The sequence below is a fragment of the Citrobacter sp. Igbk 14 genome (genome assembly GCF_028069825.1).
Classification (GTDB): Bacteria; Pseudomonadota; Gammaproteobacteria; order Enterobacterales; family Enterobacteriaceae; genus Citrobacter.
This window is the reverse complement of record NZ_JANEWM010000003.1, coordinates 14573-31180: the sequence shown is the minus strand read 5'-3', so window position 1 is coordinate 31180 and position 16608 is coordinate 14573. Positions and strand designations below refer to the sequence as shown.

General features: G+C 52.1%; 14 protein-coding genes and 3 tRNA genes. 9 read left to right on the top strand and 8 right to left on the bottom strand.

The window, feature by feature from the left end:
• Positions 1 to 194: 194 nt before the first annotated feature.
• From NNN64_RS01855 to orn, 4 genes are all read right to left on the bottom strand, one after another.
• A tRNA-Gly gene (locus NNN64_RS01855) sits at positions 195 to 270 on the bottom strand.
• A 36-nt stretch (positions 271 to 306) separates the two neighbouring features.
• Positions 307 to 382: transfer RNA gene (locus tag NNN64_RS01850), tRNA-Gly, on the bottom strand.
• A 36-nt stretch (positions 383 to 418) separates the two neighbouring features.
• Positions 419 to 494: transfer RNA gene (locus NNN64_RS01845), tRNA-Gly, on the bottom strand.
• A 241-nt stretch (positions 495 to 735) separates the two neighbouring features.
• Positions 736 to 1281, bottom strand: a complete 546-nt coding sequence (gene orn / locus NNN64_RS01840) for an oligoribonuclease (protein WP_040232952.1) — start codon at positions 1279 to 1281, stop codon at positions 736 to 738.
• A gap of 106 nt (positions 1282 to 1387) precedes the next feature.
• Between orn and rsgA the strand changes: the two genes are divergently transcribed.
• From rsgA to mscM, 3 genes are all read left to right on the top strand, one after another.
• On the top strand, positions 1388 to 2440 hold the full coding sequence (gene rsgA / locus NNN64_RS01835; RefSeq protein WP_271440269.1) for a small ribosomal subunit biogenesis GTPase RsgA: 1053 nt from the start codon (positions 1388 to 1390) through the stop codon (positions 2438 to 2440).
• Positions 2441 to 2532: 92 nt separating this feature from the next.
• Complete coding sequence (gene asd / locus NNN64_RS01830; protein ID WP_271440268.1) at positions 2533 to 3501, top strand: archaetidylserine decarboxylase; 969 nt, start codon at positions 2533 to 2535, stop codon at positions 3499 to 3501.
• Between the two features lie 17 nt (positions 3502 to 3518).
• The gene (gene mscM / locus NNN64_RS01825; protein WP_271440267.1) at positions 3519 to 6833 is read left to right on the top strand and encodes a miniconductance mechanosensitive channel MscM; all 3315 of its coding nucleotides are present in this window, start codon (positions 3519 to 3521) and stop codon (positions 6831 to 6833) included.
• A 94-nt stretch (positions 6834 to 6927) separates the two neighbouring features.
• Here the strand turns inward: mscM and yjeM are convergent, their stop codons facing one another.
• Positions 6928 to 8430, bottom strand: a complete 1503-nt coding sequence (gene yjeM / locus NNN64_RS01820; RefSeq protein WP_271440266.1) for a glutamate/gamma-aminobutyrate family transporter YjeM — start codon at positions 8428 to 8430, stop codon at positions 6928 to 6930.
• A 216-nt stretch (positions 8431 to 8646) separates the two neighbouring features.
• Positions 8647 to 9624, bottom strand: coding sequence for an elongation factor P--(R)-beta-lysine ligase (gene epmA / locus NNN64_RS01815; protein ID WP_137384013.1), 978 nt, complete (start codon positions 9622 to 9624; stop codon positions 8647 to 8649).
• Between the two features lie 324 nt (positions 9625 to 9948).
• Here epmA and frdA point away from each other — a divergent pair, with 324 nt between their 5' ends.
• Genes frdA through frdD form a run of 4 tightly spaced genes read left to right on the top strand, consistent with a single transcriptional unit; the run spans position 9949 to position 13242 of the window.
• Positions 9949 to 11739 carry a fumarate reductase (quinol) flavoprotein subunit gene (gene frdA / locus NNN64_RS01810; protein WP_003830519.1) on the top strand — a complete coding sequence of 597 codons (1791 nt, stop codon included), beginning with the start codon at positions 9949 to 9951 and terminating at the stop codon, positions 11737 to 11739.
• Positions 11732 to 12466 (top strand): fumarate reductase iron-sulfur protein, encoded by a 735-nt coding sequence (gene frdB / locus NNN64_RS01805; RefSeq protein ID WP_137384014.1) that lies wholly within the window; start codon positions 11732 to 11734, stop codon positions 12464 to 12466. The genes frdA and frdB overlap by 8 nt, the downstream gene beginning before the upstream one ends.
• 10 nt (positions 12467 to 12476) lie before the next feature.
• A complete protein-coding gene (gene frdC / locus NNN64_RS01800) occupies positions 12477 to 12872 on the top strand; it encodes a fumarate reductase subunit FrdC (protein WP_271440339.1) in 396 nt (131 codons plus the stop codon).
• Between the two features lie 10 nt (positions 12873 to 12882).
• On the top strand, positions 12883 to 13242 hold the full coding sequence (frdD, locus tag NNN64_RS01795) for a fumarate reductase subunit FrdD (RefSeq protein WP_048212909.1): 360 nt from the start codon (positions 12883 to 12885) through the stop codon (positions 13240 to 13242).
• Positions 13243 to 13283: 41 nt separating this feature from the next.
• Here the strand turns inward: frdD and ampR are convergent, their stop codons facing one another.
• Complete coding sequence (ampR, locus tag NNN64_RS01790) at positions 13284 to 14159, bottom strand: LysR family transcriptional regulator AmpR (RefSeq protein ID WP_271440265.1); 876 nt, start codon at positions 14157 to 14159, stop codon at positions 13284 to 13286.
• A gap of 131 nt (positions 14160 to 14290) precedes the next feature.
• On the opposite strand from ampR, the gene blaCMY reads away from it, so the two are divergent.
• Positions 14291 to 15436, top strand: coding sequence for a CMY-2 family class C beta-lactamase (gene blaCMY, locus NNN64_RS01785; protein ID WP_271440264.1), 1146 nt, complete (start codon positions 14291 to 14293; stop codon positions 15434 to 15436).
• A gap of 93 nt (positions 15437 to 15529) precedes the next feature.
• Positions 15530 to 16063 (top strand): lipocalin family protein, encoded by a 534-nt coding sequence (locus tag NNN64_RS01780; protein WP_202039898.1) that lies wholly within the window; start codon positions 15530 to 15532, stop codon positions 16061 to 16063.
• Here NNN64_RS01780 and sugE read toward each other — a convergent pair.
• The gene (gene sugE / locus NNN64_RS01775) at positions 16060 to 16377 is read right to left on the bottom strand and encodes a quaternary ammonium compound efflux SMR transporter SugE (protein WP_016151397.1); all 318 of its coding nucleotides are present in this window, start codon (positions 16375 to 16377) and stop codon (positions 16060 to 16062) included. The genes NNN64_RS01780 and sugE overlap by 4 nt on opposite strands.
• Positions 16378 to 16608 lie beyond the last annotated feature (231 nt).

Here is a 16608-nt window from a genome sequence, read left to right as displayed (position 1 = left end):
AACAATTTGAAATGATAATTAGTTCAACAATTTCAATTGGTTACAAAGATATTATTCACCTGACGAAGTTATTTGCATTCAAGGAATGATGCCTCGACCTGTGGATAAGTCTGTTTACAGAAGTATGTCAATGGCGAACGAAAACGTCCCCAACGCGATACTACGTTGTGGATATTTTTATTGAGATAAGAATTTGGAGCGGGAAACGAGACTCGAACTCGCGACCCCGACCTTGGCAAGGTCGTGCTCTACCAACTGAGCTATTCCCGCTTGGGTGGTCTGTGCTTAACAAGCACTTTCAAATTTTGGAGCGGGAAACGAGACTCGAACTCGCGACCCCGACCTTGGCAAGGTCGTGCTCTACCAACTGAGCTATTCCCGCTTGGGTGGTCTGTGCTTAATAAGCACTTTCAAATTTTGGAGCGGGAAACGAGACTCGAACTCGCGACCCCGACCTTGGCAAGGTCGTGCTCTACCAACTGAGCTATTCCCGCAAATTTGTACTTCTTTTGTTGCTGCCGTAACGTGTAATTCTCTGTCGTTACGGGAGGCGCATTATACGAGAAATCCGTTTAGCTGCAACCCCCCTAAAAGCGATTTTTTCGTTTTTCTGCTCAAGTGCTGAATTTATCGACAAGTCGTCTAATTTAGCGGCAATCCTGCCCCAGTGCAAGCGCACAGGAACGATATTCGTAGGCCGGGCAGAGTACAACCGCCACCCGGTCATCCACAAAATCAAAGCTTAATAAAATGCTCGCGATAGTAAGCCAGCTCAGCAACGGACTCACGAATATCGTCCATTGCCTGGTGCGTTCCTTGTTTCTTGAAGCCATCAAGGATCTCTGGTTTCCAGCGACGGGCCAACTCTTTAAGCGTGCTGACGTCCAGATAGCGATAATGGAAATACGCCTCCAGTTCCGGCATATATTTAAACAGGAAACGGCGATCCTGGCCGATGCTGTTGCCGCAGATAGGTGATTTTCCTTCAGGTACCCACTCTTTTAAAAAGGCCAGCGTTGCCAGTTCAGCTTCACGATCGCCCATGGTGCTCGCTTTTACGCGTTCCACTAGCCCACTTCCGGTATGCGTACGTACGTTCCAGTCATCCATTAGCGCCAGTTGCTCATCAGACTGATGTACTGCAATTGTTGGTCCTTCAGCCAGGATATTCAGGTTGGCATCAGTCACTAGCGTAGCGATCTCAATAATGCGATCGCGCTCGGGATCCAGACCTGTCATCTCCAGATCGATCCAAATCAGGTTGTTTTCATTGGCACTCATGCTATTTTCCACCCTTCAGACGTCACATTCAGTGTGACTATATTCATCTAAAATTGCGTGTATCATAAATGTTTTGCCCATTATGGGCGACCAGGAGCCAGTCCGATTGAGTAAGAATAAACTCTCCAAAGGCCAACAGCGCCGCGTGAACGCCAATCACCAGCGTCGTCTTAAAACGTCCGCGGAGAAGCCCGACTACGACGACAACCTGTTTGGCGAGACCGCTGAAGGCATCGTTATCAGCCGTTTTGGCATGCATGCCGACGTAGAATCTGCTGACGGTGAAATTCACCGTTGCAACATCCGCCGTACCATTCGTTCGCTGGTTACCGGCGATCGTGTGGTCTGGCGTCCGGGTAAAGCGGCAGCAGAGGGCGTGAATGTTAAAGGGATCGTTGAGGCGGTACATGAGCGTACCTCCGTACTCACACGCCCGGACTTTTACGACGGGGTGAAACCCATTGCGGCCAACATCGATCAAATCGTGATTGTTTCAGCCATCTTACCTGAGCTGTCACTGAATATTATCGACCGTTATCTGGTGGCTTGCGAAACCTTGCACGTAGAGCCCATCATCGTACTCAACAAAATCGATCTGCTGGACAACGAAGGTATGGCCTTCGTTAACGAGCAGATGGACATCTATCGCAACATTGGTTATCGCGTGTTGATGGTCTCAAGCCGCACCAAAGACGGCCTGAAACCGCTTGAAGAAGCATTGACCGATCGTATTAGTATCTTTGCTGGTCAGTCAGGCGTAGGCAAATCCAGCCTGCTCAATAACCTTCTCGGCCTGCAGGAAGAGATCCTGACCAATGATGTCTCCGACAACTCAGGTCTTGGGCAGCACACCACAACAGCTTCTCGCCTGTACCACTTCCCTCACGGCGGCGATGTCATCGACTCCCCCGGTGTACGTGAGTTTGGGCTGTGGCATCTTGAACCGGAACAAATCACTGATGGCTTTGTCGAATTTCATGACTATTTAGGCCATTGCAAGTATCGCGACTGTAAACATGATGCAGATCCGGGCTGTGCAATCCGTGAAGCTGTCGAGGAAGGGAAAATCGCTGAGATTCGGTTTGAAAATTATCACCGCATCCTGGAAAGCATGGCGCAGGTAAAAACGCGTAAAAACTTTTCTGATACAGACAACTGACAACTAAGCTAAGCATCGCTAGAATCGTCCCCCTTTTTTCAGGATCCGGCCCCTATGCCGGATCGGGAACAAATTATGGCCTGGAGGCTACCTTGTTAAACTCATTTAAGCTTTCGCTACAATACATTCTGCCGAAACTATGGCTCACTCGCCTGGCGGGTTGGGGTGCGAGCAAACGTGCAGGATGGTTGACCAAACTGGTCATCGATCTGTTCGTGAAATATTACAAGGTCGATATGAAAGAGGCGCAAAAGCCGGACACCGCCAGCTATCGTACCTTTAACGACTTTTTTGTTCGCCCGCTGCGCGAAGATGCACGCCCGATCAATACCGATCCCAATGTGCTGGTCATGCCCGCTGACGGCGTGATTAATCAGTTGGGTAATATTGAGGAAGACAAACTGTTGCAGGCCAAAGGGCATAGCTACACCCTTGAAGCGCTGCTGGCAGGCAACTACCAGATGGCGGATAAATTCCGTAACGGGACGTTTGTCACGACTTACCTCTCACCGCGTGATTACCACCGCGTCCACATGCCGTGTAACGGTATCTTGCGAGAAATGATGTACGTGCCAGGCGATCTCTTCTCTGTGAACATCCTGACCGCGCAGAACGTGCCGAACCTGTTTGCCCGCAACGAACGTGTTATTTGCCTGTTTGATACCGAATTCGGCCCGATGGTGCAGATTCTGGTCGGTGCGACCATCGTCGGCAGCATTGAAACCGTATGGGCTGGCACCATTACCCCACCACGTGAAGGCGTGATCAAACGCTGGACATGGCCGGAAGGCGAAAGCGAAGGCTCTGTGGCGCTGCTGAAAGGTCAGGAAATGGGCCGCTTTAAACTCGGTTCAACCGTTATCAACCTGTTTGCGCCGGGTAAAGTTAATCTGGTTGCACAGTTGCAGGATCTGTCGGTAACCAAAATTGGCCAGCCGATGGCCATCTCGACCGAGACCTTCGTGACGCCAGCGGCAGAGCCCGTGCCATTGCCGAAAGAAGAGATCGAAGCAGAACACGATGCCAGCCCGCTGGTTGAAGACAAAAAAGACGAAAGTTAACCATAGGAATCGCTGCTGTGCGCCTGATTATCACTTTTCTGATGGCCTGGTGCCTCAGCCAGGGGGCGTACGCTGCGACGGCCCCCGACAGTAAACAACTCACTCAGGAACTGGAGCAGGCAAAGGCGGCGAAACCCGCTCAGCCAGAAACCGTTGAGGCGCTCCAGTCCGCGCTGAATGCTCTTGAGGAGCGGAAAGGCTCCCTTGAGCGTGCTGAACAATATCAACAGGTTATCGATAACTTCCCCAAGCTGTCCGCCACGTTACGCGCACAGCTAAACAACCTGCGCGACGAACCGCGTAGCGTACCGACCGGCCTCACGACGGATGCATTAAACCAGGAGATCCTTCAGGTCAGCAGTCAGTTACTGGATAAAAGCCGCCAGGCTCAACAGGAGCAGGATCGCGCCAGGGAAATCGCCGACTCGTTAAGCCAGCTTCCCCAGCAACAAACCGATGCTCGCCGCCAGCTAAATGATATTGAGCGGCGCCTTGGTACAGCCAACAGTAACTCAGCGCTCAATCAAGCAATGCAGGCAGAATCCGCCAGGCTTAAAGCCCAGGTCGATGAACTGGAACTGGCTCAGCTTTCCGCAAACAACCGTCAGGAACTGGCGCGAATGCGCTCCGAACTGGCAGAAAAACAGAGCCAACAGCTCGACGCTTACCTGCAGGCATTACGCAACCAACTCAACAGCCAGCGCCAGCGTGAAGCCGAACGTGCGCTGGAAAGCACGGAACTGTTGGCAGAAAACAGCGCAGGATTGCCGGAAGGCATCATTGACCAGTTTAAAGTTAACCGTGAGCTGTCTCAGGCACTCAATCAGCAGGCACAACGTATGGATCTGGTCGCCTCCCAGCAGCGTCAGGCCACCAGCCAAACGTTGCAGGTACGTCAGGCGCTGAATACGCTGCGGGAACAGTCACAATGGCTTGGCGTCTCGAATATGCTGGGAGAAGCACTGCGTGCACAAGTTTCTCGTCTGCCAGAAATGCCCAAACCCCAGCAGTTAGATACCGAAATGGCACAGCTGCGCGTACACCGCATGCGCTATGAAGATCTCCTCAACAAGCAGCCGCAATTACGTCAAATTCACCAGGCCGACGGACAACCACTAACCGCTGAGCAGAGCAGCATTCTCAACGCCCAGTTGCGCACTCAGCGTGAACTACTGAACTCACTGCTACAGGGTGGCGATACACTGATCCTCGAGCTCACTAAGCTAAAAGTCTCCAATAGCCAACTGGAAGACGCGTTGAAAGAGGTCAACGAGGCGACGCACCGTTATCTGTTCTGGACATCAGACGTCAGCCCCATCTCGCTTTCCTGGCCTGTCGACATTGTTCAGGATCTGCGCCGCCTGATCTCACTTGATACATTTAATCAGCTCGGCAAAGCCACGATCATGATGCTGACCAGCAAAGAAACGCTGCTGCCACTGTTCGGTGCGCTGGTGCTGGTTGGGTTTAGCCTTTCTTCACGTAAACACTTCACCCGCTTTCTTGAACGCTCGTCAGCGCGTGTTGGTAAAGTCACCCAGGACCACTTCTGGCTCACGATACGCACGGTATTCTGGTCGATACTTGTGGCCTCACCGCTGCCAGTGCTATGGGCAACGCTGGGTTACGGATTACAGGAAGCCTGGCCCTACCCGCTGGCCGTCGCGATAGGAGACGGCGTTACCGCAACGGTACCCATGCTGTGGGCGGTAATGATTTGCGCCACCTTCGCACGCCCCAACGGTCTGTTCATTGCGCACTTTGGCTGGCCGCGTAACCGTGTCGCGAAGGCCATGCACTATTACCTGATGAGTATCGGGCTGATTGTCCCGCTGATCATGGCGGTGATTATGTTTGATAACCTCAATGACCGGGAATTCTCCGCTTCATTGGGGCGCCTGTGCTTTATCCTGATTTGCGGAGCGCTGGCGATCGTAACCCTGAGCCTGAAACGCGCCGGTATACCGCTGTATCTCGACAAAGAAGGCAATGGCGACAACATGGTCAACAGCATGCTGTGGAATATGCTGATGGGTGCACCACTCATTGCTATTCTCGCGGCTGCTGTGGGCTACCTGGCAACATCACAAGCCTTGCTGGCGCGCCTGGAGACTTCGGTAGCAATCTGGTTCTTGTTACTGGTGGTCTATCACGTCATTCGCCGTTGGATGCTAATCCAACGTCGCCGTCTGGCATTCGATCGTGCCAAGCATCGACGTGCTGAAATGCTGGCGCAACGCGCGCGCGGTGAGGAAGAGCCACCTCATTCAACCAGCCTTGAAGGGGCCGTCGATCTTGACGAAAGCGAAGTGGATCTTGATGCAATCAGTGCACAATCACTGCGCCTGGTGCGTTCTATCCTGATGCTCATCGCCCTGCTCTCGGTTATCGTGCTGTGGTCAGAAATTCATTCCGCTTTCGGCTTCCTGGAAAATATCTCACTATGGGATGTCACCTCCACGGTGCAGGGCGTAGAAAGTTTAGAGCCCATTACACTGGGTGCGGTGTTAATTGCGATTCTGGTGTTTATTATCACGACGCAGTTGGTGCGAAACCTGCCCGCATTGCTGGAACTGGCGTTGCTACAACACCTGGATTTAACCCCCGGTACCGGTTATGCCATCACCACCATCACCAAATATCTGCTGATGCTGATTGGCGGTTTGGTGGGCTTCTCAATGATTGGTATCGAATGGTCAAAACTGCAGTGGCTGGTAGCGGCTCTCGGTGTGGGGCTGGGCTTTGGCTTGCAGGAGATCTTCGCCAACTTTATTTCTGGCCTGATCATCCTGTTTGAAAAACCAATCCGTATTGGCGACACGGTGACCATTCGCGATCTCACCGGTAGCGTGACGAAAATTAATACCCGCGCGACCACCATCAGCGACTGGGACCGCAAAGAGATCATTGTGCCCAACAAAGCGTTCATCACCGAGCAGTTTATCAACTGGTCACTATCTGACTCGGTCACGCGTGTCGTGTTAACTATCCCGGCGCCGTCGGAAGCTAACAGCGAGGAAGTCACACAAATCCTGCTTACCGCCGCACACCGCTGTTCGCTGGTGATCGACACACCTGCCCCGGAAGTCTTCCTGGTTGACCTTCAGCAAGGGATTCAGATCTTCGAACTGCGTATCTATGCTGCGGAGATGGGACACCGTATGCCGCTGCGCCACGAGATCCACCAACTGATTCTGGCAGGCTTCCGTGAGCACGGTATTGATATGCCATTCCCGCCGTTCCAGATGCGTCTGGAAAGTCTGGGGGGTAAGCAAACGGGAAGAACGTTAAGTTCTGCGGGCAGAAGCAGTCGTCCGGCGGGAAGTTTGTAGCACATGATCCAGGCAAGAAATGCCGGATGGCGACCCGTTGGGTCTAATCCGGCCTACGAAGATGCTTCTTTGTAGGCCGGATTAAGCAGGTCGTTTATTCCACAGCCCACTCAGGCTCATTGGCCGCGCGGCGACTGTAGTTCTGATAAATCGCCATCGCCAGCAGAGAGAAGAATATCGGACCGCCAGTCATCCACAGCGCACTGTTCCAGTCTCCGGCCTCGATCACCGGCTGGATGATGGTAAATACGTTGGCAAACGTCACCACCAGTACCACCACTCCCGTTGCCAGCAACGTTGCCGCCCGGGTTTTAAAAATAACAAACGGCCTTTCCAACCCCACGCGGGATTTGAAGAACGGAAACGCCAGCGCCAGGAACAGATACGGCAACGTCATAGATACGTTCGCCATCAGCGTCAGTTTGTTATAAAACGCGGAGGCCGTATCACCGCCGAAGGAAACTAACAGAATAAACAAACTCACCAACAGGCACTGCATCCACATTGCTGTCGTTGGCATACCCATCGCATTCAGTTTGGTCATCGGTGCCGGCCACAGCGCTTTTGGTGTTCCCTGAATAATCGCTTTCAGCGGCGAGTAGCTAAGGGTAAAAAAAGCACCGGTATAGGCAAGGAACATGGAAAGCCCGGTAATACGCGCAAACCATACCCCCATCGTCGTTGCCGTCTCTGGGGAAAGGTGCAGCGCATTACCCAATGTCATGCCAAGACTTTTCATCAGGATATAAGTAATATTACCAAGGTTAACGGAACCATTACTTAATACCTGCTGCCAGTTGGTGCTAACACCCCACAAAAATATGGCCAGCGAATAACCAACTGAAATGACGATAGCGGCAAAGACAATGCCTTTTGCAAAGTTCTTTTCTGGTTTCTCCGTTTTATCGACCAGTCCACCCACGGCTTCAATTCCACCATAAGCAAAAATGGCAAATACCACGAACGACAACATTGCCAGGCCTGACTGATATCCCGGATTGGGTGAAGATGTAAAATTAATATCCTGCGCAAAGTGGCCACCTGTTAATAACAAAATAGCGACACTCACTAACAACAGAACTAAGTTAAGACACATTACGGCAATTCCGCCTACAGCCGTAATACGTGCAATCTTATTAATACCGCGAGAAGCAACACAGGTCACCACCACCATCCAGCCGACCGCGAGCAGTCCGACAACCTGGGTTGGTTCAAGCCCGGCGATACCCCAATGCTGCGTCATGTCTGCACCGAATAAGAAGGTGGAGAAAGGCACCCATACTTTTGCCGCCGTGCTAACCATCCATATCACGTAGGAAGAGAACCACATAAACGTGCCGATAAACGCATAGCGTGGTCCAACACTATTATTCATCCACGAATATATCCCGCCCTCCTCTTTCCGATAGGCGGAACCCATTTCTGCCATCATTAACGCGAAGGGAATAAAGAATAATAATGCAGAAAATATATACCAGGGAATCGCACTATATCCCATCAAATAAAATGCAGAGGGACTATTTGCAAATCCGAAAACTGACGTGAATATCATAAGGATGAGACCTATCAGGCTCATCTTCTTTATTGTTTGGGTCATTCAACCATCCCTTACTCTGGCAAGCGTTTAGCAAACGCCGCTCACCGATTGGCACCGCTCTCTTTGCAGAGTTCAGCAATTAAAAATCAACACAGAATTGATACCTAAACGATACCAGATATCCAGAGTCAAATTGTGGCTATTAGAGGGAAAGTGAAAAAATGTGCTACAAAGTGGCGGTTTTACCGCCACTTTGTTTTGTGAAGGGAAAACACGTTATGCACGATCGACGGTAAAGGCGATAACGTCAGCCAGGCTATCAGCGCCCAGCGCCAGCATCACCAGACGATCAACACCCAGCGCCACACCAGAGCAATCCGGCATCCCAACTTTCAACGCTTCAAGCAAGTTGTTGTCAATTGGCTGTTGCGGCAGGCCACGCGCTGCACGTTTACGATTATCCTGCTCAAACCGTTGCTGCTGTTCACGCGCATCGGTCAACTCATGGAAACCATTCGCCAGCTCAATACCTTTGTAATAAACCTCAAATCGCTCTGCGACCCGATGATCTTCAGTACTGATTTGTGCCAGTGACGCCTGGCTGGCCGGGAAATGGTACACAAACGTTGGTTTGTCTTTGCCAATATGCGGCTCAACACCCATTGTAAACAGCAGTTGCAGCAAGGTATCCCGGTCTTCTTCAGTATCCGCGATATTGCTGAGATCCAGCTTCGCCGCCACTTCTCGCAGTTGGGTTTTATCCGCAGACAGCGGGTCAATCTCCAGATGACGCTGGAAAGCTTGCTGGTAAGAAAGGCTTTCGGCAGGTGAACAGTCCAGCACTTGCTGCAGCAAATCATCCACTTCGTTCATCAGGCGATACATGTCGTAGTGTGGGCGATACCACTCAAGCATGGTGAACTCAGGATTATGATGGCGCCCCATTTCTTCATTACGGAAGCTGCGACATAGCTGATACACCGGGCCACATCCAGCGACCAGCAGGCGCTTCATATGGTATTCCGGGCTGGTCATTAAATAGAGGTTCATCCCCTGGGAATGACCAGGGCCAACGAAACGCGTTTCGAACGGGAACAGATGAATGTCCGTTACCGTCGCCTGACTCATGCAAGGTGTCTCAACCTCAAGCACTCCACGATCGGCAAAAAAGCGGCGAATCTCCGCTATAATTGCTGCACGTTTTAACAGATTGGGGATGGACGCGCTCGGCTGCCAGGTTGCCGTTTCGCTCATGGTTGTTTCTCCGATTTCAGACAAGGGCACGAAGTCTACTCGTATCGTGCTAGCGAGACAAATTTCACGCGGGAATAATAAACACTGGCTGGCGGGTAAAAAAAGCAATATTGGGTGGTTTAGTAATTAAATTAATCAAATTCAATGATAATTCAGCCCTCTGATACGCTAAAAAAATCGAACACGTCAAATTTCCCTCACATCCCTAAGACTATACTATTGTACCTATAAAGGAGCAGTGGAAACGCGTTCATAACCTGTTTGAATCCGATTAAGCATCTGAATTCGGGCGGGGATGAAATAACAACAATCTGGAGGAATGTCGTGCAAACCTTTCAAGCCGATCTTGCCATTATAGGCGCCGGTGGCGCGGGATTACGTGCTGCAATTGCTGCCGCACAAGCAAATCCCAACGCTAAAATCGCACTGATCTCAAAAGTGTACCCAATGCGCAGCCATACCGTTGCTGCCGAAGGCGGCTCTGCTGCTGTCGCGCAGGATCATGACAGCTTTGACTACCATTTTCACGATACGGTAGCAGGCGGAGACTGGCTGTGTGAGCAGGATGTCGTGGATTACTTTGTCCACCACTGCCCAACTGAAATGACGCAGCTGGAACAATGGGGCTGCCCATGGAGCCGTCGTGAAGACGGTAGCGTCAACGTACGTCGCTTCGGCGGCATGAAAATCGAGCGTACCTGGTTTGCCGCGGATAAAACCGGCTTCCACATGCTGCATACGCTGTTCCAAACTTCTTTGCAGTTCCCGCAGATTCAGCGCTTTGATGAACACTTCGTTCTGGATATCCTGGTTGACGACGGTCATGCTCGCGGCCTGGTCGCCATGAACATGATGGAAGGCACCCTGGTACAAATCCGTGCTAACGCAGTCGTGATGGCAACGGGCGGTGCGGGTCGTGTTTACCGTTACAACACCAACGGCGGCATCGTAACCGGCGACGGTATGGGCATGGCGCTGAGCCACGGCGTTCCGCTGCGTGATATGGAATTCGTTCAGTATCACCCAACCGGTCTGCCTGGTTCCGGTATCCTGATGACTGAAGGCTGCCGTGGTGAAGGCGGTATTCTGGTCAACAAAAATGGCTACCGCTATCTGCAAGATTACGGCATGGGCCCGGAAACTCCGCTGGGTGAGCCGAAAAACAAATACATGGAACTCGGTCCGCGTGACAAAGTTTCTCAGGCTTTCTGGCACGAATGGCGTAAAGGCAACACCATCTCCACCCCACGTGGCGATGTCGTTCACCTCGACCTGCGTCACCTCGGCGAGAAAAAACTGCTCGAACGTTTACCGTTCATCTGCGAACTGGCGAAAGCCTACGTGGGTGTCGATCCGGTTAAAGAACCGATCCCAGTACGCCCGACCGCACACTACACCATGGGCGGTATCGAAACCGATCAGCACTGCGAAACCCGTATTAAAGGTCTGTTCGCGGTGGGTGAATGTTCCTCTGTTGGTCTGCACGGTGCTAACCGTCTGGGCTCCAACTCTCTGGCGGAACTGGTGGTCTTTGGCCGTATGGCGGGTGAGCAGGCTGCAGAACGTGCTGCAACGGCTGGCGCTGCAAACAGTGCCGCGCTCGATGCCCAGGTTGCTGGCGTTGAAAAACGTCTGAAAGATCTGGTTAACCAGGAAGGTAACGAAAACTGGTCTAAGATCCGCGACGAAATGGGTCTGTCTATGGAAGAAGGTTGCGGTATCTACCGTACACCGGAACTCATGCAGAAAACCGTTGATAAGCTGGCTGAGCTGCAGGAACGCTTCAAGCGCGTACGTATCACTGATACCTCCAGCGTCTTTAACACCGACCTGCTGTACACCATTGAACTGGGTCACGGCCTGAACGTTGCCGAATGTATGGCGCACTCCGCGCTGGCACGTAAAGAATCCCGCGGCGCGCACCAGCGTCTGGATGAAGGCTGCACCGAGCGTGACGACGTTAACTTCCTCAAACATACCCTCGCCTTCCGCGATGCTGACGGCACGACTCGCCTGGAATACAGCGACGTGAAAATCACCACTCTGCCACCAGCTAAACGTGTATACGGTGGCGAAGCGGAAGCAGCCGATAAGAAGGAGAAGGCGAATGGCTGAGATGAAAAACCTGAAAGTTGAGGTGGTGCGCTATAACCCGGAAACCGATACCGCGCCGCACAGTGCTTTCTATGAAGTTCCTTATGATGAAACCACGTCTCTGCTGGATGCGTTGGGCTACATCAAAGATAACCTGGCACCGGACCTGAGCTATCGTTGGTCCTGCCGTATGGCAATCTGCGGCTCTTGCGGCATGATGGTCAACAACGTGCCGAAGCTGGCGTGCAAAACCTTCCTGCGTGATTACACCAGCGGTATGAAGGTTGAAGCGTTGGGCAACTTCCCGATTGAACGCGATCTGGTCGTCGATATGACGCACTTCATCGAAAGTCTGGAAGCGATCAAGCCGTACATCATTGGTAACCCGCGTACTCCGGATCAGGGTCCAAACACCCAGACTCCGGCGCAGATGGCGAAATATCATCAGTTCTCCGGTTGCATCAACTGTGGTCTGTGTTACGCCGCGTGTCCGCAGTTCGGCCTGAACCCTGAGTTCATTGGACCGGCTGCAATTACGCTGGCGCATCGCTATAACGAAGATAGCCGCGACCACGGTAAGAAGGAGCGTATGGCTCAGTTGAACAGCCCGAACGGCGTTTGGACCTGTACTTTCGTGGGCTACTGCTCCGAAGTCTGCCCGAAACACGTCGATCCGGCTGCGGCCATTCAGCAGGGTAAAGTTGAAAGTTCAAAAGACTTTCTTATCGCTACCCTGAAACCACGCTAAGGAGTGCATGATGACGACTAAACGCAAACCCTATGTGCGGCCGATGACGTCCACCTGGTGGAAAAAGCTGCCATTTTATCGCTTTTACATGCTGCGCGAAGGCACGGCAGTTCCGGCAGTCTGGTTCAGTATTGAACTGATTTTCGGCCTGTTTGCTCTGAAGCATGGTGCTGAGTCCTGGATAGGCTTTGTCGGCTTTTTGCAAAACCCGGTGGTGGTCATCCTCAATCTGGTTGTTCTGGCTGCAGCGCTGCTGCATACCAAAACCTGGTTTGAACTGGCGCCGAAAGCCGCCAACATCATCGTAAAAGACGAAAAAATGGGGCCAGAGCCGATCATCAAAGGTCTCTGGGTAGTTACTGCGGTTGTGACCGTAGTCATACTGTATGTAGCCCTGTACTGGTAAGGAGTCCGGGATGATTAATCCAAATCCAAAACGCTCTGACGAACCTGTATTCTGGGGTCTGTTTGGTGCAGGTGGTATGTGGGGCGCAATCATTGCGCCGGTAGTGGTTCTGCTGGTTGGTATTATGCTGCCGCTGGGTCTGTTCCCGGGCGATGCGCTGAGCTATGAGCGCATTATGGCATTTGCCCAGAGCTTCATCGGACGCGCATTTCTGTTCCTGATGATCGTTCTGCCGCTGTGGTGTGGTTTACACCGTATGCACCACGCTATGCATGACCTGAAAATCCACGTGCCTGCTGGCAAATGGGTATTCTACGGCCTGGCTGCAATCCTGACCGTTGTAACAGCGATTGGCATTCTGACTATCTAATCGCAGTTGCTACCTATTAGGCCCGCCACTGGCGGGCCTTTTTATTTGTGCACAACGCCGGTCAACCAGCGGGAAAAATCACGCATCGCAGGCGTCTCCGGACGGGATTGCAATCGCGTAATCCAGTAACTTCCCAAATCAATCTGCGTTAAAAACAGTTGTACGATACGCTCACTGTTCAGCAAATGCGTGAACATTCTGACGGGAGCAATCGCCACCCCCAGCCCTGCCTGCGCCGCTTCAAGCATCGTGACGGACGAGTCAAACACGATCACATTGTGCGTTGGTGAAGGGGGAGCCTCTCCGGCCGCCTGCATCCACAGCGCCCATTCATCACGACGATACGATCGTAATAGCGGAAATTTCAGGATATCTGCAGGCGTCTGAATCTGAAAGGCCAGATCGGGTGAACAAAGTGGAGACATCAGCGCGCTACATAAATATTGCGCATCGGTATCGTGCCAGGCTCCACCGCCATAGCGAATGGTATAATCCAGGCCTTCGGCGGCAGGATCAACACGGTTATTATGCGTGGAAAGCTGTAAATCGATATGCGGATAACCCCGTTTAAAATCGTGTAGAAGTGGGAAAAGGCACCCCACCGCAAAAGTGCCCACCACACCAATTTTCAGTTTTTCCTGAGCCTGGTTACCGGCAAAACGGTCTAACATCGCCGCCATACGATCGAAGGAATCATTAAGTACAGGTAACAGACTTTCACCTTCTGTCGTGAGCATCAGTCCCCGTGAAACGCGGATAAAGAGCTGACAATTCAGCTGTTGCTCCAACGCTTTCACATGCTGGCTGATAGCAGAATGCGTTACATTCAGCTCAATTGCTGCGCGGGTAAAGCTGAGATGCCTGGCGGCCGCTTCAAAAGCCCGCAGAGAATTAAGTGGGATATAGCTACGCGTCATCATCTTGCCTGTTAGAAAAACTTATATCTGCTGCTAAATTTAACCGTTTGTCAACACAGTGCAAATCAAACAAACTTGTCGCGTCTGATGGGCCCGGACACCCTTTCGCTTTTTATTACGGAAATGATTTCATGATGAAAAAATCGTTATGCTGCATGCTGCTGATGGCCGCTTCTTTCTCAACGTTTGCCGCCTCGAACACAGAACAACACATTGCCGATATCGTTAACCGCACCATCACACCGCTGATGAAAGAACAGGCCATTCCGGGTATGGCCGTGGCCGTTATCTACCAGGGAAAACCGTATTATTTTACCTGGGGTAAAGCTGATATCGCCAATAATCGCCCGGTCACACAGAATACGCTGTTTGAGCTAGGTTCAGTCAGTAAGACCTTCAATGGCGTGCTGGGTGGCGATGCGATCGCCCGCGGCGAAATCAAACTCAGCGATCCGGTCACCCAGTACTGGCCGGAACTCACAGGCAAACAATGGCAGGGCATTCGTCTGCTGCACTTAGCCACATACACGGCTGGTGGCCTGCCGCTTCAGGTCCCCGACGAGGTGACGGATAAAACCGCATTGATGCACTTTTATCAAAACTGGCAACCTCAGTGGGCCCCAGGCGCTAAACGTCTCTATGCTAACTCCAGCATTGGTCTGTTTGGCGCACTGGCGGTGAAACCCTCAGGAATGAGCTACGAAGAGGCGATGACCAGACGCGTCCTGCAGCCATTAAAACTCGCACACACCTGGATTACCGTTCCACAGAACGAGCAACGGGATTATGCCTGGGGCTATCGCGATGGTAAGCCCGTACATGTTTCGCCGGGCCAGCTTGATGCCGAAGCGTATGGTGTGAAATCCAGCATTATGGATATGGCACGCTGGGTTCAGGCCAATATGGACGCCAGCCACGTACCGGAGAAAACCCTGCAGCAGGGCATCCGGCTCGCACAGTCACGTTACTGGCGCATTGGTGAGATGTACCAGGGCTTAGGCTGGGAAATGCTGAACTGGCCAGTAAAAGCAGAGACGATTATCAACGGCAGCGACAGTAAAATCGCTCTGGCGGCGCTTCCGGCCGTTGAGGTAACCCCACCAGCCCCCGCAGTAAAAACCTCCTGGGTACATAAAACAGGTTCGACTGGCGGATTTGGTAGTTATGTAGCTTTTATTCCGGAGAAAAATCTGGGCATCGTGATGCTGGCCAATAAAAGCTACCCGAATCCTGCTCGCGTCGACGCGGCCTGGCGCATCCTTGAAAAACTGCAGTAACCGGCGTTGAGGTCCGATCCGTCGGGCCTCCTTTCTTCCACGTCTTTTCCTGCTGTCATCTACACTTAACAAAAATACAGCAAGGAATATCCCATGCGCATTCTGCCTGTCGTTGCTGCAGTCACGGCTGCATTTCTGGTAGTGGCTTGCAGTTCACCTACGCCGCCCAAAGGCGTTACTGTTGTAAACAACTTTGATGCCAAACGTTATCTTGGCACCTGGTATGAGATCGCGCGGTTCGACCACCGCTTTGAACGTGGGTTGGATAAAGTTACTGCAACCTATAGCTTGCGCGATGACGGTGGGATCAACGTCATCAACAAAGGCTACAACCCGGACCGAGGCATGTGGCAAAAAACGGAAGGCAAAGCCTATTTCACCGGCGATCCTGGACGGGCTGCTCTTAAGGTCTCGTTCTTCGGTCCCTTCTATGGCGGGTATAACGTGATTGCACTCGACCGGGAGTATCGCCATGCGCTGGTCTGTGGCCCGGATCGCGACTATCTGTGGATCCTCTCTCGCACCCCAACGATTTCAGATGAGATGAAACAGCAGATGCTGGCAGTCGCGACCCGGGAAGGGTTTGAAGTGAACAAGTTGATTTGGGTAAAACAGCCAGGCGCTTAGTGGGTGCTGAGCTTCAGGCCAATAATGCCGGCAACAATCAACCCCAGGCTGAGCAGACGCGCCGGGCTGGCTGATTCACCCAGTAGCAGAATGCCGGTAATGGCTGCCCCTACCGCGCCAATCCCGGTCCAGACGGCATAAGCTGTACCAACTGGCAGCGTTCTCATCGCCCAGGAAAGCATAGCGATACTGACGATCATCGCCACAATGGTGATAATACTTGGCGTTAAACGGGTAAAACCGTGGGTATATTTCAAACCAATCGCCCAGACAACTTCAAGCAGGCCCGCGATAAGTAAAACGATCCAGGACATAACAGGCTCCAGAACACTATGGGGCCGTCCCCGGGTGAAAGATGCGTTTGCAGGTCGTCCCGCAAAGCGGATGTATGAAATGGCATTTTTGCCCGGGAGAAAATGAATTTCAACCTTTTTATTCATTGCTTACTTAAAGCAAGAATTAAGCCCAATTAGAGGCGTAGTTCCCGCATTTGGCTCACATTGGACTTCTCTATGATGGGGAGCTTTCTGAACTCAGGAAGCCGT